Origin of the sequence: Enterobacter cloacae complex sp. 2024EL-00711 (assembly GCF_047529885.1) — a bacterium.
Taxonomy (GTDB): Bacteria; Pseudomonadota; Gammaproteobacteria; order Enterobacterales; family Enterobacteriaceae; genus Enterobacter; species Enterobacter ludwigii.
Map to the genome: position 1 here is coordinate 1,108,674 of NZ_JBLIZC010000001.1, position 24,306 is coordinate 1,132,979.

The 24,306-nt window shown below is 56.4% G+C and carries 18 protein-coding genes; 7 read left to right on the forward strand and 11 right to left on the reverse strand.

From position 1 onward, the window contains the following. Positions 1-10: 10 nt before the first annotated feature. The 5 genes from serS to lrp all read right to left on the reverse strand — a co-directional run bounded on the left by serS (position 11) and on the right by lrp (position 8,017). On the reverse strand, positions 11-1,303 hold the full coding sequence (gene serS, locus ACMVME_RS05405; protein ID WP_414743394.1) for a serine--tRNA ligase: 1,293 nt from the start codon (positions 1,301-1,303) through the stop codon (positions 11-13). Positions 1,304-1,395: 92 nt separating this feature from the next. Then, positions 1,396-2,739: a replication-associated recombination protein RarA gene (gene rarA, locus ACMVME_RS05410; protein WP_068794458.1), complete on the reverse strand. Its 1,344-nt coding sequence runs from the start codon at positions 2,737-2,739 to the stop codon at positions 1,396-1,398. Positions 2,740-2,748: 9 nt separating this feature from the next. After that, positions 2,749-3,363 carry an outer membrane lipoprotein chaperone LolA gene (gene lolA, locus ACMVME_RS05415; RefSeq protein ID WP_014169368.1) on the reverse strand — a complete coding sequence of 205 codons (615 nt, stop codon included), beginning with the start codon at positions 3,361-3,363 and terminating at the stop codon, positions 2,749-2,751. Positions 3,364-3,490: 127 nt separating this feature from the next. After that, positions 3,491-7,387: a DNA translocase FtsK 4TM domain-containing protein gene (locus ACMVME_RS05420; protein ID WP_068794457.1), complete on the reverse strand. Its 3,897-nt coding sequence runs from the start codon at positions 7,385-7,387 to the stop codon at positions 3,491-3,493. A gap of 135 nt (positions 7,388-7,522) precedes the next feature. Continuing rightward, the gene (gene lrp / locus ACMVME_RS05425; protein ID WP_000228469.1) at positions 7,523-8,017 is read right to left on the reverse strand and encodes a leucine-responsive transcriptional regulator Lrp; all 495 of its coding nucleotides are present in this window, start codon (positions 8,015-8,017) and stop codon (positions 7,523-7,525) included. Positions 8,018-8,561: 544 nt separating this feature from the next. On the opposite strand from lrp, the gene trxB reads away from it, so the two are divergent. The 5 genes from trxB (at position 8,562) to infA (ending at position 14,386) form a co-directional block, all read left to right on the forward strand. Further along, complete coding sequence (gene trxB / locus ACMVME_RS05430) at positions 8,562-9,530, forward strand: thioredoxin-disulfide reductase (RefSeq protein ID WP_025204565.1); 969 nt, start codon at positions 8,562-8,564, stop codon at positions 9,528-9,530. 114 nt (positions 9,531-9,644) lie between these two features. Beyond that, positions 9,645-11,411: a heme ABC transporter permease/ATP-binding protein CydD gene (gene cydD / locus ACMVME_RS05435; protein WP_193163011.1), complete on the forward strand. Its 1,767-nt coding sequence runs from the start codon at positions 9,645-9,647 to the stop codon at positions 11,409-11,411. Beyond that, the gene (gene cydC / locus ACMVME_RS05440) at positions 11,411-13,132 is read left to right on the forward strand and encodes a heme ABC transporter ATP-binding protein/permease CydC (protein ID WP_014169363.1); all 1,722 of its coding nucleotides are present in this window, start codon (positions 11,411-11,413) and stop codon (positions 13,130-13,132) included. Before cydD ends, cydC begins: the two co-directional genes overlap by 1 nt. A gap of 46 nt (positions 13,133-13,178) precedes the next feature. Further along, positions 13,179-13,883: a leucyl/phenylalanyl-tRNA--protein transferase gene (gene aat, locus ACMVME_RS05445; RefSeq protein ID WP_014169362.1), complete on the forward strand. Its 705-nt coding sequence runs from the start codon at positions 13,179-13,181 to the stop codon at positions 13,881-13,883. Positions 13,884-14,167: 284 nt separating this feature from the next. Further along, the gene (gene infA / locus ACMVME_RS05450) at positions 14,168-14,386 is read left to right on the forward strand and encodes a translation initiation factor IF-1 (RefSeq protein ID WP_002211347.1); all 219 of its coding nucleotides are present in this window, start codon (positions 14,168-14,170) and stop codon (positions 14,384-14,386) included. A gap of 70 nt (positions 14,387-14,456) precedes the next feature. Here infA and ACMVME_RS05455 read toward each other — a convergent pair whose 3' ends face one another. From ACMVME_RS05455 to clpS, 3 genes are all read right to left on the reverse strand, one after another. After that, positions 14,457-14,903: a hypothetical protein gene (locus ACMVME_RS05455; RefSeq protein ID WP_068794455.1), complete on the reverse strand. Its 447-nt coding sequence runs from the start codon at positions 14,901-14,903 to the stop codon at positions 14,457-14,459. A gap of 371 nt (positions 14,904-15,274) precedes the next feature. Continuing rightward, positions 15,275-17,554: an ATP-dependent Clp protease ATP-binding subunit ClpA gene (clpA, locus tag ACMVME_RS05460; RefSeq protein ID WP_020884836.1), complete on the reverse strand. Its 2,280-nt coding sequence runs from the start codon at positions 17,552-17,554 to the stop codon at positions 15,275-15,277. Positions 17,555-17,582: 28 nt separating this feature from the next. Beyond that, entirely contained in the window at positions 17,583-17,903 is a 321-nt protein-coding gene (clpS, locus tag ACMVME_RS05465) for an ATP-dependent Clp protease adapter ClpS (protein ID WP_006174393.1), read from the reverse strand. A gap of 267 nt (positions 17,904-18,170) precedes the next feature. Here clpS and cspD point away from each other — a divergent pair, with 267 nt between their 5' ends. Further along, positions 18,171-18,392: a cold shock-like protein CspD gene (gene cspD / locus ACMVME_RS05470; protein ID WP_008499993.1), complete on the forward strand. Its 222-nt coding sequence runs from the start codon at positions 18,171-18,173 to the stop codon at positions 18,390-18,392. Between the two features lie 70 nt (positions 18,393-18,462). Here the strand turns inward: cspD and macB are convergent, their stop codons facing one another. Both macB and macA read right to left on the reverse strand, forming a co-directional pair. Next, a complete protein-coding gene (gene macB, locus ACMVME_RS05475) occupies positions 18,463-20,403 on the reverse strand; it encodes a macrolide ABC transporter ATP-binding protein/permease MacB (RefSeq protein WP_068794454.1) in 1,941 nt (646 codons plus the stop codon). Continuing rightward, positions 20,400-21,515, reverse strand: a complete 1,116-nt coding sequence (gene macA / locus ACMVME_RS05480; protein ID WP_020884838.1) for a macrolide transporter subunit MacA — start codon at positions 21,513-21,515, stop codon at positions 20,400-20,402. Before macA ends, macB begins: the two co-directional genes overlap by 4 nt. A 159-nt stretch (positions 21,516-21,674) precedes the next feature. On the opposite strand from macA, the gene ACMVME_RS05485 reads away from it, so the two are divergent. Beyond that, positions 21,675-22,631 (forward strand): VirK/YbjX family protein, encoded by a 957-nt coding sequence (locus ACMVME_RS05485; protein ID WP_020884839.1) that lies wholly within the window; start codon positions 21,675-21,677, stop codon positions 22,629-22,631. Here ACMVME_RS05485 and ACMVME_RS05490 read toward each other — a convergent pair. After that, on the reverse strand, positions 22,628-24,286 hold the full coding sequence (locus ACMVME_RS05490; protein WP_014169354.1) for an ATP-dependent endonuclease: 1,659 nt from the start codon (positions 24,284-24,286) through the stop codon (positions 22,628-22,630). The two genes, ACMVME_RS05485 and ACMVME_RS05490, sit on opposite strands and share 4 nt — an antisense overlap. Positions 24,287-24,306: the final 20 nt, after the last annotated feature.

Genomic DNA, 24,306 nt, shown 5'->3' on the forward strand with positions numbered 1-24,306 from the left:
CGTCAAATCATTAACCGATGTACTGCTGGCCTTTCATGTACGGACGCAGCACTTCAGGGATCTCAATACGACCGTCCGCCTGCTGATAGTTTTCCAGCACGGCAACCAGTGTACGACCGACAGCCAGACCAGAACCGTTCAGGGTATGCACCAGACGAGTTTTCTTGTCAGACTTGCTGCGGCAACGTGCCTGCATACGACGCGCCTGGAAATCCCAGACGTTTGAGCAGGAGGAGATTTCACGGTAGGTATTCTGCGCAGGAACCCAGACTTCCAGGTCGAAGGTTTTGCAGGCACCAAAGCCCATATCACCGGTGCACAGCGCCATACGACGGTACGGCAGACCCAGCAGCTCCAGCACTTTCTCAGCGTGGCCGGTCATCTCTTCCAGCGCGTCCATCGACTCTTCCGGGCGGACAATCTGCACCATCTCTACTTTGTCGAACTGGTGCATACGGATCAGACCACGCGTGTCACGACCGTAAGAACCCGCTTCAGAACGGAAGCACGGAGAGTGTGCTGTCAGTTTGATTGGCAGGTCGTCTTCGTCGATGATCTCATCACGCAAGAGGTTAGTCAGCGGCACTTCCGCAGTTGGGATCAGCGCGTAGTTGCTGCTGTCAGCTTCCTCATCCAGCGGACGGGTGTGGAACAGATCGCCGGCAAATTTTGGCAGCTGGCCAGTACCGTACAGCGTATCGTGGTTAACCAGATACGGGACGTAGGTTTCGCTGTAACCGTGCTGCTCGGTGTGCAGATCCAGCATAAACTGCGCCAGAGCGCGATGCAGATGAGCAATCTGGCCTTTCATCACAACGAAGCGAGAACCGGTCAGCTTAACTGCGGCCGCAAAGTCCAGGCCGGCATGCATTTCGCCCAGGGTCACATGATCGCGAACCTCGAAGTCGAACTCGCGAGGCGTGCCCCAGCGTTTCACTTCAACGTTGTCGTTTTCATCTTTACCGACAGGTACGCTATCGTCAGGAATGTTCGGGATCGCCAGCGCGATATCACGGATCTCGGCCTGAAGCACGTCCAGCTCCGCTTTCGCCTGATCCAGCTCTTCACCCAGTTTGTTCACTTCCAGGCGTAATGGCTCAATGTCTTCCCCGCGCGCTTTCGCCTGGCCGATGGATTTCGATCGAGAATTACGCTCTGCCTGCAGATTTTCAGTTTGTACCTGCAGAACTTTACGACGCTCTTCAAGAGCGCGCAGCTTATCTACATCCAGCTTAAAGCCCCGGCGTGCCAGTTTTTCAGCGACTGCGTCTGGCTCATTACGCAGCAGATTGGGATCGAGCATGCTTATCCTGTGCTTATCGAATTAAAATAGGAAAATGTGACCACAGCCTGCGGCCACAGGGATACATTGCCAACATTACCGCAACGATCGCACTAACGGTAGCGTTTTATAGGGCTATTTTGATCCTGTCCGGCGAGCCAGGCGAGCTTTTCGCCAATCTTGCCTTCAAGACCTCTGTTTGTGGGGTGATAATAGCGGGTTTGTGCCATCTCCTGCGGGAAATATTCCTCCCCGGCGGCGTAGGCATTGGGTTCGTCGTGGGCGTAGCGGTACTCCTGCCCGTATCCCATCTCTTTCATCAGTTTGGTCGGCGCATTGCGCAGATGAACCGGCACGTCATAATCCGGGCGTTCACGAGCGTCGGACATGGCCGCTTTAAAGGCGGTATAGACAGCGTTACTTTTCGGTGCGCAGGCCAGATAAACAATCGCCTGAGCGATAGCACGCTCGCCTTCAGCAGGCCCGACGCGGGTAAAGCAGTCCCAGGCCGAAATAGCCACCTGCATGGCGCGCGGGTCGGCATTCCCGACATCTTCAGAGGCAATCGCCAGGCAGCGACGGGCCACATACAGCGGATCGCCACCGGCGGTGATAATGCGGGCATACCAGTAAAGCGCCGCATCGGGCGCGCTGCCGCGCACCGACTTATGCAGTGCCGAAATCAGATCGTAAAACCGATCGCCTTTATTGTCGAAACGCGCGCTGCGCTCCCCGGCGATTTCGGTGAGCAACGCCGGTTTCAGTACCCGTTTGCCGGACGCATCCACTTCGGCCATATCGGCCATCATTTCCAGCGTATTGAGTGCCCGGCGGGCGTCGCCGTTAACCAGCTCAGCGATCGCCCGGCGCGTGTCGTCAGGTAGAACGATATGCTGCCCGCCGTAGCCGCGCACGTTATCGTTCATCGCCTGCGTGAGAACCTGTTCAATATCCTCCACGGTCAGGGATTTGAGCAGGTAAACACGTGCACGGGAAAGCAGTGCGGAATTGAGTTCAAACGACGGGTTTTCGGTGGTGGCACCGATGAAGAAAATGGTGCCGTCTTCAATGTGCGGCAGGAAAGCATCCTGCTGGCTTTTATTGAAACGGTGAACTTCGTCGACAAAGAGAATGGTACGTCGCCCTGCATTGCGATTTTGCCGCGCACGTTCAATTGCCTCGCGGATCTCCTTCACGCCGGACGTGACCGCCGAGATGCGCTCGACATCCGCGTTAGCATAGCGGGCGATAACTTCCGCGAGCGTGGTTTTGCCTGTACCGGGTGGGCCCCAGAGGATCATGGAGTGCAGATGCCCGGCCTCAATGGCACGCGGCAAGGGTTTCCCCGCAGCCAGCAGGTGTTGCTGGCCGATGTACTGCGCTAAATTTTCTGGCCGCATACGAGCGGCCAGAGGTTGAAACGCATTCTCAGAAAAATCGAGCGACAGATTGCTCACTCATGCCTCTTACTTGTTGCGCTGATCGTCCACCGTTACGCCCTGCGGCGGGGTAAAGGTGAATTTAGACGCGTCAACCGCGCCGTTTTGCTGGGTCTTGAGCTGGTAGCTGCTACGCTGGTCGTCCTGCTCAACCGCACCAAACTGATTAATGGTTCCGTTGGTGCTCACGTTGATGGTGAACTGTTTCAGGTTGCCATTGCTGCCTTTCGGCGTCAGAACAAACTCATCACCATTCTGTTTGATATTGTACTGCTGCCAGTCGCTGGACTGGTTACGCGCAATCAGCATGAAAGGCGTATTGCTGGTCGCGTCTTTCAGCCAGGTCGCGGTAGCCTGCTCGACAAACGGGTTGTAGAACCACAGGGTCTTACCATCAGAAACCAGGATGCTCTCATCCGGCTGAGTCATATGCCAGTTAAACAGATTCGGGCGTTTTACCCACAAATCCCCCTGACCTTCCTGCACCGCATTGCCACTGCCGTCAGTCACTTTTTGCGTGAAGCTGGCGTGGAAACTGCTCACTTTATCCAGTCGGCTTTTAAGGTCGCTGGCTGCATCAGCCCAGACGCTGCTGGCGACAAAACTGGTGAGTAATGCACAGGCGATTGCGATTTTTTTCATTGTTATTCCTTAAAATACGTCATCCCGATATGGGGTTCTGCCCTCTATTGTGTACCTGCCCGAAGGCAGGCGACAGAAGAAAATGCTTAATTTTGGCTGATTTACCCTTCTTTGCAATCACTGAAGGTTAATCAAACGGCGGCGGTGCCAGCACCTCACGGTTACCGTTGTGCCCCTGCTCGCTCACAATGCCCTGCGCTTCCATCTGCTCGATGATGCGCGCTGCGCGGTTGTAGCCGATGCGGAACTGACGCTGCACACCCGAGATAGAGGCTTTACGTTTTTCGGTGACGAAGTTAACCGCCTGGTCGAATAACGGATCCAGCTCCTCGCCGCCGTCCAGGCCACCACCGCCGCCTTCGCTTTCGCTGTCGGAGGTAATGCCATCAACATATTGCGGACGACCGCGCGCTTTCCAGTCCTGCACCACGGCGTGAACTTCCTGGTCGCGAACAAATGCGCCGTGAACACGCACCGGAGAGGTGGAGTTCGGGCCAGAGTAAAGCATGTCCCCCATACCCAGCAGCGACTCCGCGCCACCCTGGTCGAGAATAGTACGCGAGTCAATTTTGCTCGATACGGTAAACGCGATACGGGTTGGAATGTTCGCTTTGATCAGACCCGTAATGACGTCCACAGACGGACGCTGCGTCGCCAGAACCAGGTGGATGCCGGCCGCACGCGCTTTTTGCGCCAGACGTGCAATCAGCTCTTCCACTTTTTTACCGACGGTCATCATCAGGTCAGCGAATTCATCCACCAGGACGACGATGTAAGGCAGTTTTTCCAGCACCGGATGTTGGGCATCCATGCTGTCGCCCGGTTTCCAGTAAGGGTCCGGAATCGGGCGGCCCATCCGTGCCGCTTCGGCGATTTTCTCGTTATAACCGGCAAGGTTACGCACGCCCAGCGCAGACATCAGCTTGTAGCGACGCTCCATCTCATTAACGCTCCAGCGCAGGGCATTGGCCGCGTCTTTCATGTCGGTAACCACTTCTGTCAGCAGATGCGGGATACCTTCATAGACCGACAGTTCCAGCATTTTCGGGTCGATCATGATGAAACGGACATCTTCCGGCTGCGCTTTATAGAGCATGCTGAGGATCATGGCGTTCACACCGACGGATTTACCGGAGCCGGTGGTACCTGCCACCAGCAGGTGAGGCATTTTTGCCAGATCGGCCACCACCGGCTCGCCCGCAATATCTTTACCCAGAACCACGCTCAGCGGTGACGGGTTATCGCGGAACTTCGCGTTATCCAGGACTTCGCGCAGGTAAACGGTCTGACGTTTCTTATTCGGCAGTTCAAGACCGACGTAAGGTTTACCCGGAATAACCTCTACAACACGCACCGCCACGGTCGACAGAGACCGCGCCAGGTCACGGGAAAGGTTAGAAATACGCGCGGCTTTTACGCCTGGTGCCAGATTAAGTTCGAAGCGAGTGATCACCGGCCCTGGGGAGTAGTTGACCACATCAGCCTTGATACGGAAGTCCGCCAGACGCGCTTCCACCAGACGAGCCATCTGCTCAAGAGCAAAGGTATCGACCGGCTCGACTTCAGCCGGCGGTGGGGTTAACAGATCCAGCGACGGCAGAGGCGTGCTTGGACGCTGCAACGGACGGCTGTCGCCGTTACGCATCAGCAGCGGGTGAATGAGACTCTCCTGCGGCTGTGCCTGAGGCTGCTGGAACTGCGGCGACTGTGGTGGCTGCTGCGGTTGCGCGTAAGCCTGCGGCGCCGGTTGCTGCTGCTGAGCATACGCTTGCGGCGCTGGTTGTTGCGGCTGTGCAAACGCCTGCGGTGCAGGTTGCTGCGGCTGTGCATACGCCTGCGGCGCCGGTTGCTGCTGCTGAGCATACGCCTGCGGCGCTGGTTGTTGCGGCTGTGCAAACGCCTGCGGTGCCGGTTGTTGCGGCTGTGCATACGCCTGCGGTGCCGGTTGTTGCGGCTGTGCATACGCCTGCGGCGCTGGCGCAGTCTGCGGACGCGTCGGTTCAGCGTCCGGCATCACGCTCGGCGTGAACAGCGGCTCGCTCGGGCCATCATCCACCAGATCTTTCATTGGCGAGAATTCAAAATCCGACAGCGAGAACGGATTCGCTCCGGCGGGCTGCTCTCCGGCATAACGCTGCTGCTGCGTGGCCGCGAACTGGCGCGCTAATTCCGCCTCAGCCGCGTCATCTTCGTCTTGTGGATGATACACTTCATGCTGGTATTCTTCGCCATAGCGCTGATGCTGCTGGGCGGCGAACTGGCGCGCCAGTTCATCCTGATGCATTTCATCAACGTCATCTTCATACTCATTCTCGCGCGCTTTTTCCTCAGCCATACGCTGAGAAGGCAGCTTGATACCGTAGGAGGCCAGCTCACGCCGCGTTGGCACGCGAACACGGTTTGGGCGAGGTAACTGCGGGCCAATGCCTTCTTTCACCTGTGGACGTGGCGCACCGCCTGTGGCGAGGCTAAAGACCGGGGCTGCCGCAGCGGCTGCCGCTGTAGCCTGCTTCACGCTTTCAGCAACAGGTGCAACGGCAGGCGTTGGATCAACCGGAGGAACCGAAACAGAAGGTGCTTTGGTTACAGGCTCCTGCACCGGTTCAGGCACAGGCTGATACCAGGCCGCCAGCTGTTCACGCTCGCGGGCACGACGCTCTTCGACCTCTTCAAAATAGTACAATGGCGGACGAGACGGTTTCGCCTCTTCCACCACGTCAGGCTCTGGCTGAGGCGCTACGTATGGCTGTTCAGGTTCAACCGGCTCCGGCACGTACTCCTGATGAGGCTGTGCAGCAGGCTGCGCGTACTGCGGATATCCCTGAGGCTCATATGCCGGCTCCGGCTGATAAGGCTGCTGCCAGGCTTCCTGCTGGACAGGAATATAGCTCTCTGGCTCTGGCGCAATAACCGGCTCAGGCGTATGAACACCAGGGGCGGTTTGCCACTCCACCTGAGGTTGCTGAATGGCGGATTCGGGTGGTGGAACCGGTGCTGAAGGCATCACCGCATCGGCTGGAGCGGCATACGCCTGTGAAGCCGTAGTGGCGGCGGCCGCTGCAGCGACCGGCTCGGTCACGGAGTGACCATTTAACAGCGGGTCGTATTCATCAAACGCTCCCGGCGTGGCACGGTTGCCGGAGAAGAGCACATCGTTTGGATCGACAGCCGCACCGGCTGCACGATATTCAACCTGATCGTCTTCATCCATGCGTTTGCCGGAGAAGAGCGCCGCATCGGTTTTACGGCCTAGCGGGTTGGCAAATTTCTCGGCAACACGCTGACGACGCGCCAGCGCGCCGCGCATAATGCGGGCACGACGAGATTCGCGACGCTGAACGGGAGCATCGTCTTCCTCTTCGTACTCATCTTCATATTCATCTTCGTCAACCCACGTATCGTCGCGACGGGTACGGTTGCTGGCGAAGGTCAGGAGGGTAAGGATAAAGCTGCCAATCTTCTCGGCGATGCTCACCCACGACCAGCCGGTGAACAGTGTCAGTCCTGCCGCCCAGATGCAGAGCAACGCAAGCGTTCCACCGCTGCTGTGAAGCATGGGCTGTAGCGCAGAACTCAACAGGCTGCCGATCACCCCGCCAGAGGCGAAATACCAGATATCATCGGCGTTGATAGCCGCCAGCCCACACGAGGTGAGGATTAGCGCCAGTGCGCCAATCAGGCGCAGCGACACCGCGAAATAGTCGATATAGTCATCGTTTTGACGATGGCGCCAGGCAAACCAGCATCCGCCAATGATAATGACGGGAAGGGTGTAGGCCATCACCCCGAAAATGAAGAAGAGCGTATCTGCAAGCCAGGCGCCGGGAACACCGCCTAAGTTATGGATAGGCTCATGCCAGGCGGTTTGTGACCAGCTGGGATCTGAGGGGTTGAAACTGAGTAGGGCTGCCATCAGCCAGACGGCAAAAAGGGCAATAACAATCAGCAAAGCCTCGAGGAGACGACGTCCGCTGCTTAGCTTCGATAATGTGACTTCTTTGTCTTCAGTGTATTCCTGGCTCAAGAAAGGCTCTCCAGGTATCAGGCATATCCTGCCTGTTTGCTAAAACGGACAACAGCGCCGGGTATCCCCGGCACTGTTGCTGTATGGATTAACAGGAGTGTAATCAAACTACACTGATTTTGCACCTGTTCCGTGTTAGCGCGTCTTAATAACCAGACGATTGCTCTGTTTGACTTCTTCCATCACCACATAGGTACGGGTGTCATTCACGCCCGGCAGACGCAGCAGGGTTTCACCCAGCAGCTTACGGTAGGCGGACATATCAGGCACACGGGTTTTCAACAGGTAGTCGAAATCACCGGATACCAGATGACACTCTTGAATTTCTTCAAGTTTTTGTACAGCGGCGTTAAATTGCTCAAACACATCCGGCGCACCACGATTCAGAGTAATCTCAACAAATACCAGAAGTGAGGCATCCAGATAATGCGGGTTCAACAGAGCCGTATAGCCCTGAATGAAACCCTGTCTTTCCAGTCGGCGCACACGCTCAAGGCACGGCGTCGGGGAAAGACCCACACGTTTTGAAAGCTCGACGTTGGAAATACGCCCATCCTTTTGCAATTCATTAAGAATGTTACGATCGATACGGTCGAGATCTTTGCCAGGGCGCTTCTTGCTATCTACCATTATTATTGTCTCTCTGTATTCCTTCCCTACTCCTGCCTGGACCCTGTGCACATCACTGTTCAGAGCCTGTACCCGTTAGTCATCACATCGCCTGGTTATGTATTAGACGCGATGCGGATTCGGGTTCTGTTGGTAAGAAGACCGTTGCCCGAAGGCAGTCACCGATATCACGTATGGCGTCTGTCCACGCCATGCGTAGATTTCACTGACCCGGTAAAAATGGCATTTACGTGCATGCCTATGCGGCATGCGGTTAACGCGGTTTTTTTTCTTCCTTGAATGTTTTCGCAAAAGCGCAGGGGATTGTCAAAGCAAAACATCGATTTTTAGTACAACATGCCGGATATTCATTACGGCAGGGTATTAATCCTCATTTTATTGCCGTACAAACGAGCGAATTTCGGCGCAAAGCGTGATGTTATAGCGCTTAATTCATCGTCGCTGGCTATTGCACATATCGATATCAAAATTGCTGCGCTCTTTTTTTACGGCAACAAATTCCCTACAATCCAGCCAAATGTCTGCCAACAACAATGGGGATCTCATGGGCACGGCCAAACACAGTAAGCTGCTAATTCTTGGTTCTGGACCTGCGGGATATACCGCGGCGGTCTATGCTGCACGCGCTAACCTGCAACCGGTTCTGATTACCGGCATGGAAAAAGGCGGTCAGCTGACCACCACCACGGAAGTGGAAAACTGGCCAGGCGACCCGAACGACCTGACCGGGCCGCTGCTGATGGAGCGTATGCACGAGCATGCGACGAAATTCGAAACCGAAATTCTGTTCGATCATATCAACAAGGTTGACCTGCAGAACCGTCCGTTCCGTCTGACGGGCGACAGTGGCGAATACACCTGTGATGCGCTGATCATCGCGACCGGCGCTTCTGCCCGTTACCTCGGTCTGCCGTCTGAAGAAGCATTCAAAGGCCGTGGCGTCTCCGCCTGCGCAACCTGCGATGGTTTCTTCTATCGCAACCAGAAAGTGGCGGTTATCGGTGGCGGCAACACTGCCGTGGAAGAAGCCCTTTATCTGGCGAACATCGCCTCTGAAGTGCACCTGATCCACCGTCGTGACACCTTCCGCGCAGAGAAGATCCTGATCAAACGTCTGATGGATAAAGTGGCGAGTGGCAATATCGTGCTGCACACCAACCGTACCCTGGAAGAAGTCACGGGCGATCAGATGGGCGTTGCCGGTCTGCGTATTCGTGATACCCAGAACACCGATAACGTCGAAACGCTGGAAGTGGCGGGTCTGTTTGTGGCGATCGGTCACAGCCCGAACACCGCGATTTTCGAGGGGCAACTGGAGCTGGAAAACGGCTACATCAAAGTGCAGTCCGGTATTCACGGCAACGCGACCCAGACCAGCATTCCTGGCGTATTCGCTGCTGGCGATGTGATGGACCATATCTACCGTCAGGCGATCACCTCTGCTGGCACCGGCTGTATGGCCGCGCTGGACGCGGAACGCTACCTCGACGGGCTGGCGGAACAAGGTAAATAATCTTTACAAGTCAGTAACAAACGTAAATAAAGGCGGCGATAAGTCGCCTTTATTGTCTCTCCGTTGTAACATTGCGCTGCCCAACTTCTAATAACGTCACCTGCTAAGTACGCAATGGAAAAAACCCGTCAACAAGAGTTAACACGCTGGCTGAAACAGCAAAGCGTTCTTTCCCGCCGCTGGCTAACAATCTCCCGTTTTCTGGGGTTTGTCAGTGGTCTGTTGATTGTTGCCCAGGCATGGCTGCTGGCCCGCATTCTTAATCACATGATCATGGAGAACATTCCGCGCGAAGCGCTCCTGTTGCCCTTTATCGTCCTGATCCTGATTTTTGTTCTTCGTGCCTGGGTGGTCTGGCTGCGTGAGCGCGTGGGTTTTCACGCCGGACAGCATATCCGCTATGAGATCCGCCGTCAGGTGCTTGACCGCCTTCAGGAGGCCGGTCCGGCGTGGATCCAGGGTAAACCCGCGGGAAGCTGGGCGACGCTGATCCTTGAGCAGATTGACGATATGCATGACTACTATGCGCGCTATCTGCCACAGATGGCGCTAGCCGTCTTCGTTCCGTTGCTGATTGTCATCGCCATCTTCCCGGTCAACTGGATGGCGGCGCTGATCCTGCTGGGCACAGCCCCGTTGATCCCGCTGTTTATGGCGCTGGTGGGCATGGGTGCCGCGGACGCTAACCGACGTAACTTTCTGGCTCTGGGTCGCTTAAGCGGCCATTTCCTTGACCGTCTGCGCGGCATGGAAACGTTGCGCATTTTTGGCCGCGGTGAAGCGGAAACTGAAAATATCCGCCTCGCATCGCAGGATTTCCGTCAGCGCACCATGGAAGTGTTACGTCTGGCGTTCCTCTCCTCCGGCGTACTCGAATTCTTTACCTCGCTGTCGATTGCGCTTGTGGCAGTCTACTTTGGCTTCTCGTATCTCGGCGCGCTGGATTTTGGCCACTACGGCACGGCTGTGACCCTTTCAGCCGGTTTCCTTGCGCTGATACTGGCCCCCGAATTTTTCCAGCCGCTTCGCGATCTGGGTACCTTCTATCATGCAAAAGCGCAGGCCGTGGGCGCGGCTGACAGCCTGAAAACGTTTATGGAAACGCCACTGGCGCATCCGGAACGCGGTGACGTGACCCTGAACGCCAAAGAGCCGGTTACCCTTGAAGCACGTGATTTCTCCATTCTTTCGCCTGAAGGCAACGTGCTGGCAGGTCCGCTTAACTTTACCCTTCCGGCCGGAAAACGTGTGGTGCTCGTAGGCATCAGCGGTTCAGGGAAAAGCTCTCTGCTCAATGCGCTATCGGGTTTTATGGCCTACACCGGATCGCTGCGGATCAACCAAACTGAACTGCGCGATCTCGATCCGCTTGCCTGGCGTAAACAGCTTAGCTGGGTGGGACAAAACCCTCAGCTTCCTGCCGCCACGCTGCGAGACAATGTGCTGCTGGCTCGCCCGGATGCGCGTGACGATGAACTGCAATCCGTGCTCGACCGCGCCTGGGTCAGCGAGTTTCTGCCGCAGCTACAGCAGGGTGTCGATACCGTTGTCGGTGACCAGTCTGCCGGCCTGTCAGTCGGTCAGGCCCAGCGTGTGGCGGTTGCCCGCGCGCTGCTTAACCCATGCCAGCTCATGCTGCTCGACGAGCCAGCAGCGAGCCTTGACGCACACAGTGAGCAACGCGTCATGGATGCCCTGAATGCGGCCTCGCGGCAGCAAACCACCCTGATGGTCACCCATCAGCTGGAAGGTATTGCTGACTGGGATCAGATTTGGGTCATGGAAAATGGTCATATTGTTGAGCAAGGCGATTACGCCTCTCTCGTTGCCGCGCAGGGCCTGTTTGCCACCCTGCTGGCAAACCGTCAGGAGGATATCTGATGCGTGCTCTGCTTCCCTATCTTGCGCTCTATAAACGCCATAAATGGATGCTGCTGCTGGGCATTGTGCTGGCGATTGTTACCCTGCTTGCCAGCATCGGTCTGCTTACGCTCTCCGGCTGGTTCTTATCCGCTTCGGCCGTCGCGGGGTTCGCGGGTTTATACAGCTTTAACTATATGCTTCCGGCGGCAGGCGTTCGCGGCACCGCAATCACGCGTACTGCCGGACGTTATTTTGAGCGTCTGGTCAGCCACGATGCCACTTTCCGCGTGCTACAGCACCTGCGCATTTACACCTTCAGCAAACTGCTACCCCTCTCCCCTGCCGGGCTGGTACGTTTTCGTCAGGGTGAGTTACTCAACCGTGTCGTAGCCGATGTCGACACGCTGGATCACCTTTACCTGCGTGTCATCTCACCCATCGTGGGGGCGTTTGTGGTGATTGTGGTGGTCACGCTGGGGTTGTCGGTTCTGGACGTTCCCGTTGCGCTCACGCTGGGTGGCATCATGCTGCTGACGCTGATTATCCTGCCACCGCTGTTTTATCGTGCAGGTAAATCTACTGGCGAGAACCTGACGCGACTGCGCGGCGACTACCGACAACAGCTGACATCCTGGCTGCAGGGACAGGCGGAACTGACCATTTTTGGTGCCAGCACGCGTTATCGCAGTCAAATGGAAAGCACTGAGCTGAACTGGCATGAAGCCCAGCGCCGCCAGTCGGAGCTGACGGCATTCTCCCAGGCGCTGATGATGTTGATCGGCGGCGTGGCGGTCATCGCCATGCTGTGGATGGCTTCAGGTGGCGTAGGCGGGAATACCCAGCCCGGCCCTCTGATTGCTCTCTTCGTTTTCTGCGCCCTGGCCGCGTTTGAAGCGCTGGCCCCGGTGACGGGCGCCTTCCAGCATCTCGGGCAGGTCATCGCTTCTGCCCTGCGCATCACCCAGATTGCCGAACAGGAGCCGGAGGTTACGTTCAGCGGCGCTCAGACCGCCGTGCCGGCGCAGGTTGCGCTGACCCTGGATAACGTCACCTTTGCCTATGAAAAACAGGCGCAAAACGCGCTGGAAGGGATCACGCTGTCTGTTAAAGCAGGCCAGCGGATTGCGCTCCTCGGTCGTACCGGTTGCGGTAAATCCACCCTTCTTCAGCTACTGACCCGTGCCTGGGATCCGCAGCACGGTCAGATTCGGTTTAACGATACGCCGCTGACCGACTTCAGCGAACAGACGCTGCGCAAGACCGTGAGCGTGGTTCCGCAGCGCGTGCACCTCTTCAGCGCAACACTGCGTGATAACCTGCTGCTCGCGGCACCTCAGGCCTCCGACGATGATCTGCGCGCCATGCTGGAGCAGGTTGGGCTGCAAAAACTGCTTGAGAACGACGGGCTGAACGGCTGGCTCGGGGAAGGCGGTCGTCAGCTCTCCGGCGGCGAGTTGCGCCGTCTGGCGATTGCACGCGCGTTGCTGCACGATGCGCCGCTGATGCTGCTTGATGAACCCACTGAAGGGCTGGACGCAACAACCGAGAGCCAAATCCTTGATTTACTGGCCCATGTTATGACCGGAAAAACCGTGCTGATGGTCACCCACCGCCTGCGCGGGCTGGCGAGTTTTGATCAGATAATTGTGATGGACAACGGACATATTATTGAGCAAGGTAGTCACACAGAACTGTTGGCGAAACAGGGTCGCTACTACCAGTTTAAACAGCGTCTGTAGACTATATTTGTACCGATCCTAACTCGCGTATTGGAGTTCTGCTGTCATGCGCCTGGTCCAGCTTTCTCGTCATAACATCGCGTTCCCTTCGCCGGAGGGAGCGCTGCGTGAACCTAATGGGCTGCTGGCCCTTGGCGGCGACCTCAGTCCTGCGCGGCTTTTGATGGCTTACCAGCGTGGCATTTTCCCGTGGTTTTCACCCGGCGACCCGATTTTATGGTGGTCGCCCGATCCCCGTGCCGTGCTGTGGCCGGCGCAGTTTCACCTGAGCCGCAGCATGAAGCGTTTCCATGCGAAATCACCCTACCGCGTCACCCTAAATCATGCCTTCGGTCAGGTCATTGAAGGCTGTGCCGAAGACCGTCATGAAGGAACCTGGATCACCCGCGATATCATTACCGCCTATCACCAGCTGCATGAGCTGGGTTTCGCGCACTCCATTGAAGTCTGGCAAGACGGTGAACTCGTCGGCGGGATGTATGGCGTTGCGCAGGGGACGCTGTTTTGCGGCGAATCGATGTTCTCCCGTGCCGTGAATGCCTCGAAAACCGCGCTGCTGATCTTCTGCCAGGAGTTTGCCCAGCGCGGCGGAAAACTGATGGATTGCCAGGTCCTCAATGAGCATACTGCCTCGCTCGGCGCGGTTGAAATCCCCCGCCGCCACTACATAGAACATCTGGACGTTTGCCGTCAGGAGAAGCTCCCGCGAGACTTCTGGGTACCAAGAACGCTCTTTATGCCCAATGCCTAAATGTTTTCCGCATATTTTTTGTGAGGGTGTTATAATTATGCCGCAGAGTAGGTTCTGCCTGTTGCCTCGCCGCCGTTTGGGTCCTCCGCTTCAGATAACGTCCTGACGTTTATCCTGTTGTATCCCCTTTACGAATGCGCTTTCCGTTCGGTTGTACCGTGACGCTTGGGCAATGCGCCGAAACTATTTTGCTGCGTTTTAAACGCGCAATTCTTTACTTAATTGATGAATTTCGGCATTATCTTGCCGGTTCAAAACTTGGTAGTGATACCCCAGAGGATTAGATGGCCAAAGAAGACAATATTGAAATGCAGGGTACCGTACTTGATACGTTGCCTAACACCATGTTTCGCGTAGAGCTGGAAAACGGTCACGTGGTAACTGCGCACATCTCCGGTAAAATGCGCAAAAACTACATCCGCATTTTAACGGGCGACAAAGTGACTGTTGAACTGACCCCGTACGACCTGAGCAAAGGCCGCATTGTCTTCCGTAGTCGCTAATTGTTTTCGCCTGTAATGGCAGATGAATATATAAAGGTCGGGTTAACCCCGGCCTTTTTTATTTAACGGCTTAATGCCGGGCAGGAAGATGTATTGTCATGCGGGGCTGCGCCGGCGTGATTAAATCCCCGGCCATGGAATGCGCCATCTCATGCAGCAATCCCGTCAGGTGCGGCAGCATATCCCGATCAAAATGGGACACCAGCAGCACGTGGTTTACTGCCCGACAGTAGTCGCACTTTGTTTCGGTATCTTCCAGAAGCCACGCTTTTTGTCGCGGTGGTTCAGCGTCCTCCTCAAATTCCACTATCTGAAAATCACGCATTGATTCTGTGAGTCCGGTTTTGACTTCTTCCAGATACGCGCCTAAACAGCGGCACACGGGCTGCGTTTGCGGGTGGGCATTGCAGTCCAGCAGAATTTCGGTGAGCAGCATGCAGCGCCCGGCCAGGGTCGGGAGATCGGGGTTGAGGGAGAGTTCGCTGTAGAGCTGGGAGAAACAGTTTTCTGTATTCATTGGGTAATACCTTCACACACGTTGAGTTACCACCGCAGGAAACGCCAGATTCGCTGGCGGCGGACGAAAAGGAATTGGCGTACCAGTGTGTGTGCTACTGGCGCTTCAAAAGAAGCTTCCGATTCGCCCGCCAGATGCAGAATTATACCCTTTTCCTTAGGGCGAACGAAGCCTGCAGCAATGGTGCTGCTCACACACTTTCAGGACGCCAATCCCGACACCTGATTTTGCAGGTGCGTCGCCATTCTAGGACTGTGAATTTATACAGCAATGAGTGAGATGAAAATATGGAAAGCGCCTCGCAAAGTTTCGGTGCGGGCAGGCATAAAAAAACCGGGCAGTTGCCCGGTTTTTAAGACTAATGCTGGAAATTAGTGAGCCGCTTCCGGCTTGTGCTTCTGCGCACTCTGGAAATCATACGTCAGCTCATTCTTCTCCTGGTCCAGCGCGACCGTCACCTGACCGCCGTCTACCAGCAAGCCAAACAGCAGCTCGTTCGCCAGCGGTTTCTTCAGGTTGTCCTGAATCACACGCGCCATTGGACGGGCCCCCATCGCACGGTCGTAGCCTTTCTCAGCCAGCCAGTTGCGGGCCTCCTGGCTCACTTCCAGCGACACGCCTTTCTGATCCAGCTGAACCTGCAGTTCGACGATGAATTTATCCACTACCTGATGGATAACCTCGGTAGAGAGGTGATCGAACCAGATAATGTTGTCCAGACGGTTACGGAACTCCGGCGTAAAGATCTTCTTGATCTCTTCCATCGCATCGGTGCTGTTATCCTGATGGATAAGGCCGATAGATTTGCGCTCCGTTTCACGTACACCGGCGTTGGTGGTCATTACCAGCACTACGTTGCGGAAGTCCGCCTTGCGCCCGTTGTTATCGGTCAGCGTCCCGTTGTCCATCACCTGCAGCAGGATATTGAACACGTCCGGGTGCGCTTTCTCGATTTCATCGAGCAGCAGTACCGCGTGCGGATGCTTGATCACCGCGTCGGTTAACAGACCGCCCTGGTCAAAGCCCACATAGCCCGGAGGCGCACCAATCAAACGGCTGACGGTGTGACGCTCCATGTACTCGGACATATCAAAACGCAGCAGCTCAATGCCCAGCGCTTTGGAGAGCTGAACCGTTACCTCGGTTTTCCCCACACCGGTCGGACCGGCGAACAGGAAGGAACCGACAGGCTTATGTTCATGCCCCAGTCCGGCACGGGCCATCTTGATGGCTTCGGTTAACGCCTCAATGGCTTTATCCTGCCCAAAGACCAACATTTTCAGGCGATTGCCAAGGGTGCGCAGCGTGTCACGGTCGCTCTGAGAAACGCTCTTCTCAGGGATACGCGCGATACGGGCCACCACGGTCTCGATATCCGCCACGTTTACGGTTTTCTTACGCTTGCTGGCTGGCATCAGACGCGCACGCGCCCCTGCCTCATCAATCACGTCAATGGCCTTATCCGGCAGATGACGATCGTTGATGTATTTCACCGCCAGCTCCACCGCCGCACGCACCGCTTTGGCGGTATAACGCACATCGTGGTGCGCTTCGTACTTCGGTTTCAGACCGTTGATGATCTGCACGGTTTCTTCAACAGAAGGTTCAGTCACATCGATTTTCTGGAAACGACGCGCCAGGGCACGATCTTTCTCAAAGATGTTGCTGAACTCCTGATACGTTGTAGAGCCAATCACGCGGATCTTACCGCTGGAGAGCAGCGGTTTGATCAGGTTAGCGGCATCCACCTGGCCACCCGAGGCCGCACCGGCACCGATGATGGTGTGGATCTCATCGATAAACAGAATGCTGTTGGTGTCCTGCTCAAGCTGTTTCAAAAGCGCCTTAAAGCGTTTTTCAAAATCGCCGCGGTATTTAGTGCCCGCCAGCAGCGAGCCAATATCCAGCGAGTAGATGGTGCAATCGGCAATCACTTCCGGTACGTCGCCCTGCACAATACGCCAGGCGAGCCCCTCGGCAATCGCGGTTTTACCGACGCCGGATTCACCCACCAGCAGCGGGTTGTTCTTGCGGCGACGGCACAATACCTGGATCGCGCGCTCCAGCTCTTTATCGCGACCAATCAGCGGGTCGATACCGCCAACGCGAGCAAGCTGGTTGAGATTGGTGGTGAAGTTTTCCATACGATCCTCCCCGCCTGCTTGCTCTTCATTGTTATTGACCTGATTGCTGGAATCCGATGCCTGGTTCGGCTCGTCTTTACGCGTTCCGTGAGAGATAAAGTTAACCACGTCGAGTCGGCTGACTTCGTGTTTGCGCAGCAGGTAGGCTGCCTGTGACTCCTGCTCGCTGAAGATGGCGACCAGCACATTTGCGCCCGTCACTTCGCTACGTCCGGAAGACTGGACGTGGAAGACCGCACGCTGCAACACGCGCTGGAAGCTGAGCGTCGGCTGCGTGTCGCGCTCTTCTTCACTGGCTGGCAGCACCGGTGTGGTTTGTTCGATGAAGGCTTCGAGTTCCTGACGTAGCGCCACCAGATCCACGGAGCAGGCTTCCAGCGCTTCGCGGGCAGATGGGTTGCTAAGCAGTGCGAGCAGTAAATGCTCGACGGTCATAAACTCATGTCGGTGCTCACGCGCTCTGGCGAAAGCCATATTTAAACTGAGTTCCAGTTCTTGATTGAGCATAGGCACCTCCCCCAAATTTTATGCCTTATCAGGCCTTTTCCAGCGTACACAGCAACGGATGCTCGTTCTCCCTCGCATAATCGTTCACCATCGCGACTTTGGTCTCCGCCACTTCGGCGGTAAAGATGCCGCAGATAGCTTTGCCACGATAATGAACGGTAAGCATCAGTTGCGTTGCACGTTCTACATCATAAGAAAAGAACTTTTGTAGCACGTCAATAACAAATTCCATCGGCGTGTAATCATCGTTCATTAACATAACTTTATACATAGATGGCGGTTTTAGCGCGTCACGCACTTTATCTTCCGCCAGCTGGTCAAAATCCAGCCAGTCGTTGGTCTTACCCATTTTGCATAACCACTTTGAATCTACCTCAGATGTTAGATAACAATCATCTATTACTGTCATCCGCGATGTCTGTCACAAACTGTTGCAATAGCGTTAACTGCTTCAAACTTTGGTTGATTATTGTCCCATCTCAAGCGCCAAACGCTTGACGACTTCTTTCGTTTCTCTAAATTGTACAAGCGTGAGATGGCGAGGTTTTGAACAGCCCCCACTCCACCACCGGTTCATTCCATCTTAACTTATAAGATTTACGAAGGATGTCGAAGCATGGAAATGGGTACTGTTAAGTGGTTCAACAACGCCAAAGGGTTTGGCTTCATCTGCCCCGAAGGCGGCGGCGAGGATATCTTCGCTCACTATTCCACCATTCAGATGGATGGTTACAGAACGCTCAAAGCCGGGCAGTCCGTCCGGTTCGATGTACACCAGGGACCAAAAGGCAATCATGCAAGCCTGATCGTACCCATTGAAGCAGAAACGGTCGCATAGCTCTCTGTTTTATTGTGTACATCCCGCCGTCAAAATGCCAGCCCGATCGGCTGGCATTTTTATTTTCAGCCTATTCGCGAGCCAACGCATCCACAGGATCCAGACGCGCCGCATTGCGGGCAGGCAGCCAGCCAAACAAAATGCCGGTAAAAGTCGAACACAAAAATGCGGTAAGAATGGCCACCGGCGAGAAACCAATCTCCCAGCCGGGTAAAAAAAGCTGCAGAGCAAACGCGATCATCATCGACAGCGCAATGCCCATCGCGCCGCCCACCAGACACACCAGCACCGCTTCAATCAAAAATTGCTGCAGCACATCGCTGGCTCTGGCACCGACGGCCATGCGGATGCCAATCTCCCGGGTACGTTCCGTGACCGATACCAGCATGATATTCATCACCCCGATACCGCCAACCACCAGCGAGATCACCGCCACCAGCGTCAGGAACAGCTGAAGAGTACGTGTGGTCTTTTCCGCCGTTTTCAAGAGACCGTCCATATTCCAGGTGAAGAAATCTTTCTTCCCGTGACGCAACGTCAGCAGCCGTTCCAGCTGTTGCTCGGCCTGCGCGCTGTCGTAGCCTTCCTTCACGCGAACGGTGATGGAGTTCAGCCAGGACTGCCCCATAATCCGCCCGGAAATGGTGGTATAGGGTAGCCAGACGCGCAGGATTTTGCTGCTGCCAAACATCGACTGTTTCTCTTCCGCCACGCCAATCACCGTCGCAGGCATGTTTCCGACCAGGATAACCTCGCCCACCACGTTGGTTTTATTGGGGAAGAGCTGCCGGCGCGAGTTGGCATCAAGCACCACCACCTGCGCCCGGCCCGCTAACTGCTCGGCATTGAAGGTGGCACCTTCGCTGAAGGTCATGCCATAGACGTTAAAGTAATCGCCGCTGACGCCGTTGGCGCTGGCAGCAACGTCAACATTGCCTACCCGCAGACGGAGGTTTTGTGAGACCGCCGGCGTGGCCGAATTCACCCACGGCTGCTTCTGGATAGCCGCCAGATCGTCGTACTTCAGCGCCTGCTGATACTGCGGCTCGTCATCGCCAAAATCTTTGCCGGGATAGACATCAATGGTGTTGGTCCCGATGGCCCGAATATCCGCCAGCACCAGCTGTTTGGCCGCGTCGCCCACGACCACAATCGACACCACCGAGGCGATACCAATGATGATGCCCAGCATGGTCAACAGGGTGCGCATTTTATTGGCAGCCATCGCCAGCCAGGCCATGGTCAGCGCCTCACGAAACCCGCTGGAAAATTGTCCCCAGCCGGTTGACGCCGGCAGGACTTCTTTCGGTGCCGCCTCCCGGGCGTGTCGCGCCGGCGGGTTGCTGACCAGCTCTCCGTCGCGGATCTCAATGATGCGCTCGGCCTGTGCAGCCACCTGCGGATCGTGGGTAACGATGATGACCGTATGCCCCTGATCGCGAAGCTGGTGAAGGATCGCCATCACCTCTTCACCCGAATGGCTGTCGAGCGCCCCGGTCGGTTCATCTGCGAGGATCACCTGACCGCCGTTCATCAGCGCGCGTGCGATACTGACACGCTGCTGCTGGCCGCCGGAAAGCTGCGAGGGCTGGTACTCCACCCGTTCCGCCAGCCCCAGACGCGTCAGCAGCATCTGGGCGCGCTCAAGGCGTTTTTTCCGCTCGACGCCGGCATAGACCGCCGGCACTTCGACGTTCTGCGCCGCCGTCAGGTGAGAGAGCAGATGGTAACGCTGGAAGATAAAACCGAAATGTTCCCGCCGCAGTTTTGCCAGCGCGTCACCGTCCAGCGTGGAAACATCCATTCCGGCCACCCGATAGGTGCCGCTGGTGGGTCTGTCCAGACAGCCGAGAATATTCATCAGCGTCGATTTACCGGAGCCGGACGCACCGACAATCGCCACCATCTCGCCCGCTTCGACGCGCAGGGTGATCCCCTTCAGCACCTCAACCGGGCCATCACCCGACGGATAGCTGCGACGAATGTCATTCAGCTCAAGCAACGCCGTCATTTAGCGGCTCCGGGCAGGCTTTCGCTGGTGACAACCTCCTCACCCTCTTCCAGCCCTTTGACCACCACCACGTCGGTGTCATTACGCGCACCAATGACCACTTCTCGCTCACGCGTTTCGCCGTTGCGCAGCACTTTCACTTTATAGCGGCTCTCGCCGGTGGATTCACCCAGCGCAGAGAGAGGAATGGTGAGCACATTTTTCACGCCGGTAAGCTGAATGTGCACCTGTGCGGTCATATCCAGACGCAACACGCCCTGCGGGTTAGGTACCTCGAAGCGCGCATAGTAGAAGATGGCATCGTTCACTTTTTCCGGCGTCGGCAGAATGTCTTTTAGCGCGCCTTCATAGCGCGTCTGAGGATCGCCGAGGACGGTAAACCAGGCTTTCTGCCCCGGCTTCAGATGAATAACATCCGCCTCTGAGACCTGGGCTTTCACCAGCATGGTGCTCATGTCCGCCAGGGTCAGAATGTTGGGCGCCTGCTGCGCCGCAATCACCGTTTGCCCCTGCAGCGTGGTAATTTGAGTCACTTCCCCGGCCATGGGCGCCACAATCTGCGTATAGTCGAGGTTGGTTTTGGCCGTATCCAGCGAGGCCTGGTTGCGCTTGATCTGCGCATCGATAGTCCCGATCTGCGCCTGCTTAACCGCCAGCTCGGTGGCAGCCGTGTCTAAATCTTGTTTCGAGATGGCCTGCGTTTTGGCCAGCGCCTGCTGACGCGTTAACGTTACCTGGGCCAGGTTGCGCTCAGCCTGCGCCTGTGCACGCTGGGCACGCAGTTCCATGAGCGTGGCTTCCACCTCACGGATCTGGTTTTGCGCCTGCTCAGGATCGATAACGCCCAGCAGCTGGCCTTTTTTCACCTTGTCGCCAATCTCAACCGACAGCGTTTTCAACTGACCGCTTACCTGTGCACCCACGTCAACCTTGCGCAGGGCATCCAGTTTTCCCGTCGCCAGCACGTTTTGCTGCAGCTCGCCCGGACGGACAATCAGTGTTTGATACTGTGGTACAGGGGCATTCAGGATCTGCCATAGCCAGAACCCTCCCCCGATAACAATTACCGCCAGCAGCAGAAACCACGTTCTGCGTTTTCCCTTGAGGTTCATAAATATTCCAAATAAATGTTCTGGCAATTATAAACGTTGATTCTATCTAAACGACTCCTCAACGAAACCCCCGCGCACCGAAATCGCCTCAATTTGTTGATGAGTTATTGAAATTTCGCCTGCTGAAATAGAACCCTTCCTTCAGAAGCAGGATCTAACATGTCTTCCATCGTCGATACACTTATTTCTCATCAGCACCAGCCTAAATCCGGCTGGCAGCTCTTCAATAATCTGGCCTTCGGGAAGATCACTCCGGGGCTGGCATGGCAAAACCCCGCTTATCGACGTAAATTCATGCTCCGTTCGCTGATGACACCGTTCAGCACCACGCGCCTGCTGTCAGAGCTGGCAAAGCAGCCGCGCCTGATGCAAATGTTGCAGGTGCAACCGGGGCTGCCGTGCCGCCTGCACCGCCCGTGGTTAACGGTGGACATGGATCGCCGACAGGCGCTGGAATCGCTGACCTGGCACTACCAGACCATGACGCGCCAGCTTCCGGCAACGCTGGTCAAGGGTTACCTTTCACCGCAGGGGGCAACCCTGCTGACCCTGACCGGAAAAGACGAACAGCAGTTTACTGTGCGCCTGTGCGCCGACGCCTTCATGGATAAAGAGGGTGAAGCCACCCTCGTCTTTTGTAACCATCAGAATACCGTGCTGGCGGAAATGACCTTCACGCTGTGCCCGTTTGAAGGAAAAACAACGCTGTTCATCGGCGGCCTGCAGGGGGCAAAAGCACACGTTCCACATGAACTGATCCAGGGGGCGACCAAAGCGTGTCACGGCCTGTTCCCGAAACGCCTGCTGGTTGAAACGGCAATGACGCTTGGCGCAGCTTTCCCGGTTGAGCATATTGTCGCGGTGAGTAACGCCACGCATATCTACCGCAGCTGGCGTTACCGCAAGAAAAAAGAGGGAAAATTGCTGGCCGATTATGACAGCTTCTGGCTCTCCCTCGGCGGGCAAAAACAGGATAACGGCCACTTCATGCTGCCGCTCGCCATGCCCCGTAAGCCGATGGACGAGATTGCGAGCAAAAAGCGCGCTGAGTACCGCCGCCGCTATGCGTTACTGGACAGCCTGACGCAACACGTCACGCAGGCGACCCGCGCTTAATCCGCTTTCCCGCGTGCCAGCCACAGCACGCGGGAGAACATCTTGCGCAGCAGCGTCGGCACGGACTCCACGCCCCGTCTACCCGCTTCCGTCGCCACCTCAATCGCTAAATCAGGTTTTGAAGAGCGGTGGATGGCTTTGGCAATCACGCGCCGCATGTTCATTGGCACATCCACCGGCACCATCGCAATCCGGTGGAACACGTCGTCAAACCCCTGACGGTACATAAAGTGCTCCATGTCCATGGCCGGCAGCATGGTTAGGTGGTCGCGCTCTTCTTCGCGCTCATTATTCAGCAGGCCACGCACGGTCGCGGCATATTTTTTCCCCGCTTCGTCACCATCCACCAGTACATGCCATTCAATGCCCATCCGCCGGGCGAATTTGATCAGCGGCTTGATCCCCGACTGGGCAAATTCGATGACCTTGATACCTTCGGCATCAAAATGGTGGCCGCACTGACGCGCCAGTTCGTTGATAACCCAGGTTTCCGTTTCTCCCTCAACCAGCAGCCAGCAGCGGGCGAACAGCGACGACGCACGATTAAAGCGGATGTGGAACGAGATACGACGTCCCTCTTCCGCGTTCATCCCGCCCGGCCCGAGGCGATAGGCGGTGACGCGGGAAGACTCACGTACCAGACGGCAGACGTGCTCAACCGGGGTCAGGGACAATAACTCGCCGGAATTGGTGGTGGTCACGCGCTGCAGCGGCAGCAGATTCAACAGGTGCCACGCCACCGAGAGCATGATCGGGTGCAGGCGCGTTTCCGGGTCTTCCACCAGCAGCAGCGGGCGGGCGTCACGGTCGAGACGAACGGTGCCCTTGGCCTGCAGTAGCGTCGAAAACAGCCCCAGCAAAATCACCCGATGGGTACGGCCACCAGGCCTGTCGATCATCCGGTTAATGATATCGAGGTAACGCCAGCTGCGTTGTTCATCGTGAGAGCGGCGGCGCATCAGACGATGACGCGACTCCGACGTCCCCTGCTCGGAAAAATAGTGTTCCAGCAGTTGTACCATTGCCGACAACCCCTGGCGGATTTGACCATCGGTCAGATTTTGCGGACGCGCCACCAGCTCTCGCGCCAGGAAATCCAGCTCGCGGGCGGTCACTTCCACTTCCGGCATATTCGGTACGGTGCCGTTGCGGATCCGCCGCATAAAACGCGCATCACGCAGGCGCAACACCGGCATCAGGCGAATCAGGTGGCGAGCCAGGTCGTCGATGTCATCCAGCGGAATAGGGTTGGCTTTCTCATCGAGGAAATCACGCAGGGTTAATACACCCTCGTTTTCTGCCATCTCACCTTCCAGCCGGTAGAAAATCCGGTGGAAACCGTCGTCGCACGGGACCCAGCAGGGTGATAACGGCCGGAAGCGACGCACGCGGTGACGCCCCGGCTCGGATTCGCGGAACGTCAGAATAATGTGCAGGTGTTTTTCGCGGCCATTCACATCGCCGGGAGGAAACCAGAAATCATCATGGGCAAAATGATACAGATCGTCTTCGGGCGAAAGCAGCAGCGTCAGCGCATCCAGCAGGCTGGACTTACCCCACGCGTTCTCACCGATCAGGACGTTGTTCTGCTCAAGCTGCAGCGACAGGCGGTTAATACCGCGGAACCCAACAATTTCCACACGTTCGAGAAGCATAAATCCCCCGCGAGATGATC

What these genes read in the sequence shown, in the direction of transcription:
- infA (WP_002211347.1), top strand. Translation starts at nt 14,168, where the DNA reads ATGGCCAAAGAAGACAATATTGAAATGCAGGGTACCGTACTTGATACG.
- lrp (WP_000228469.1), bottom strand. Translation starts at nt 8,017, where the DNA reads ATGGTAGATAGCAAGAAGCGCCCTGGCAAAGATCTCGACCGTATCGAT.
- ACMVME_RS05485 (WP_020884839.1), top strand. Translation starts at nt 21,675, where the DNA reads ATGTCTTCCATCGTCGATACACTTATTTCTCATCAGCACCAGCCTAAA.
- cspD (WP_008499993.1), top strand. Translation starts at nt 18,171, where the DNA reads ATGGAAATGGGTACTGTTAAGTGGTTCAACAACGCCAAAGGGTTTGGC.
- lolA (WP_014169368.1), bottom strand. Translation starts at nt 3,363, where the DNA reads ATGAAAAAAATCGCAATCGCCTGTGCATTACTCACCAGTTTTGTCGCC.
- clpA (WP_020884836.1), bottom strand. Translation starts at nt 17,554, where the DNA reads ATGCTCAATCAAGAACTGGAACTCAGTTTAAATATGGCTTTCGCCAGA.
- cydC (WP_014169363.1), top strand. Translation starts at nt 11,411, where the DNA reads ATGCGTGCTCTGCTTCCCTATCTTGCGCTCTATAAACGCCATAAATGG.
- serS (WP_414743394.1), bottom strand. Translation starts at nt 1,303, where the DNA reads ATGCTCGATCCCAATCTGCTGCGTAATGAGCCAGACGCAGTCGCTGAA.
- ACMVME_RS05490 (WP_014169354.1), bottom strand. Translation starts at nt 24,286, where the DNA reads ATGCTTCTCGAACGTGTGGAAATTGTTGGGTTCCGCGGTATTAACCGC.
- ACMVME_RS05455 (WP_068794455.1), bottom strand. Translation starts at nt 14,903, where the DNA reads ATGAATACAGAAAACTGTTTCTCCCAGCTCTACAGCGAACTCTCCCTC.
- trxB (WP_025204565.1), top strand. Translation starts at nt 8,562, where the DNA reads ATGGGCACGGCCAAACACAGTAAGCTGCTAATTCTTGGTTCTGGACCT.
- cydD (WP_193163011.1), top strand. Translation starts at nt 9,645, where the DNA reads ATGGAAAAAACCCGTCAACAAGAGTTAACACGCTGGCTGAAACAGCAA.
- clpS (WP_006174393.1), bottom strand. Translation starts at nt 17,903, where the DNA reads ATGGGTAAGACCAACGACTGGCTGGATTTTGACCAGCTGGCGGAAGAT.
- macA (WP_020884838.1), bottom strand. Translation starts at nt 21,515, where the DNA reads ATGAACCTCAAGGGAAAACGCAGAACGTGGTTTCTGCTGCTGGCGGTA.
- macB (WP_068794454.1), bottom strand. Translation starts at nt 20,403, where the DNA reads ATGACGGCGTTGCTTGAGCTGAATGACATTCGTCGCAGCTATCCGTCG.
- aat (WP_014169362.1), top strand. Translation starts at nt 13,179, where the DNA reads ATGCGCCTGGTCCAGCTTTCTCGTCATAACATCGCGTTCCCTTCGCCG.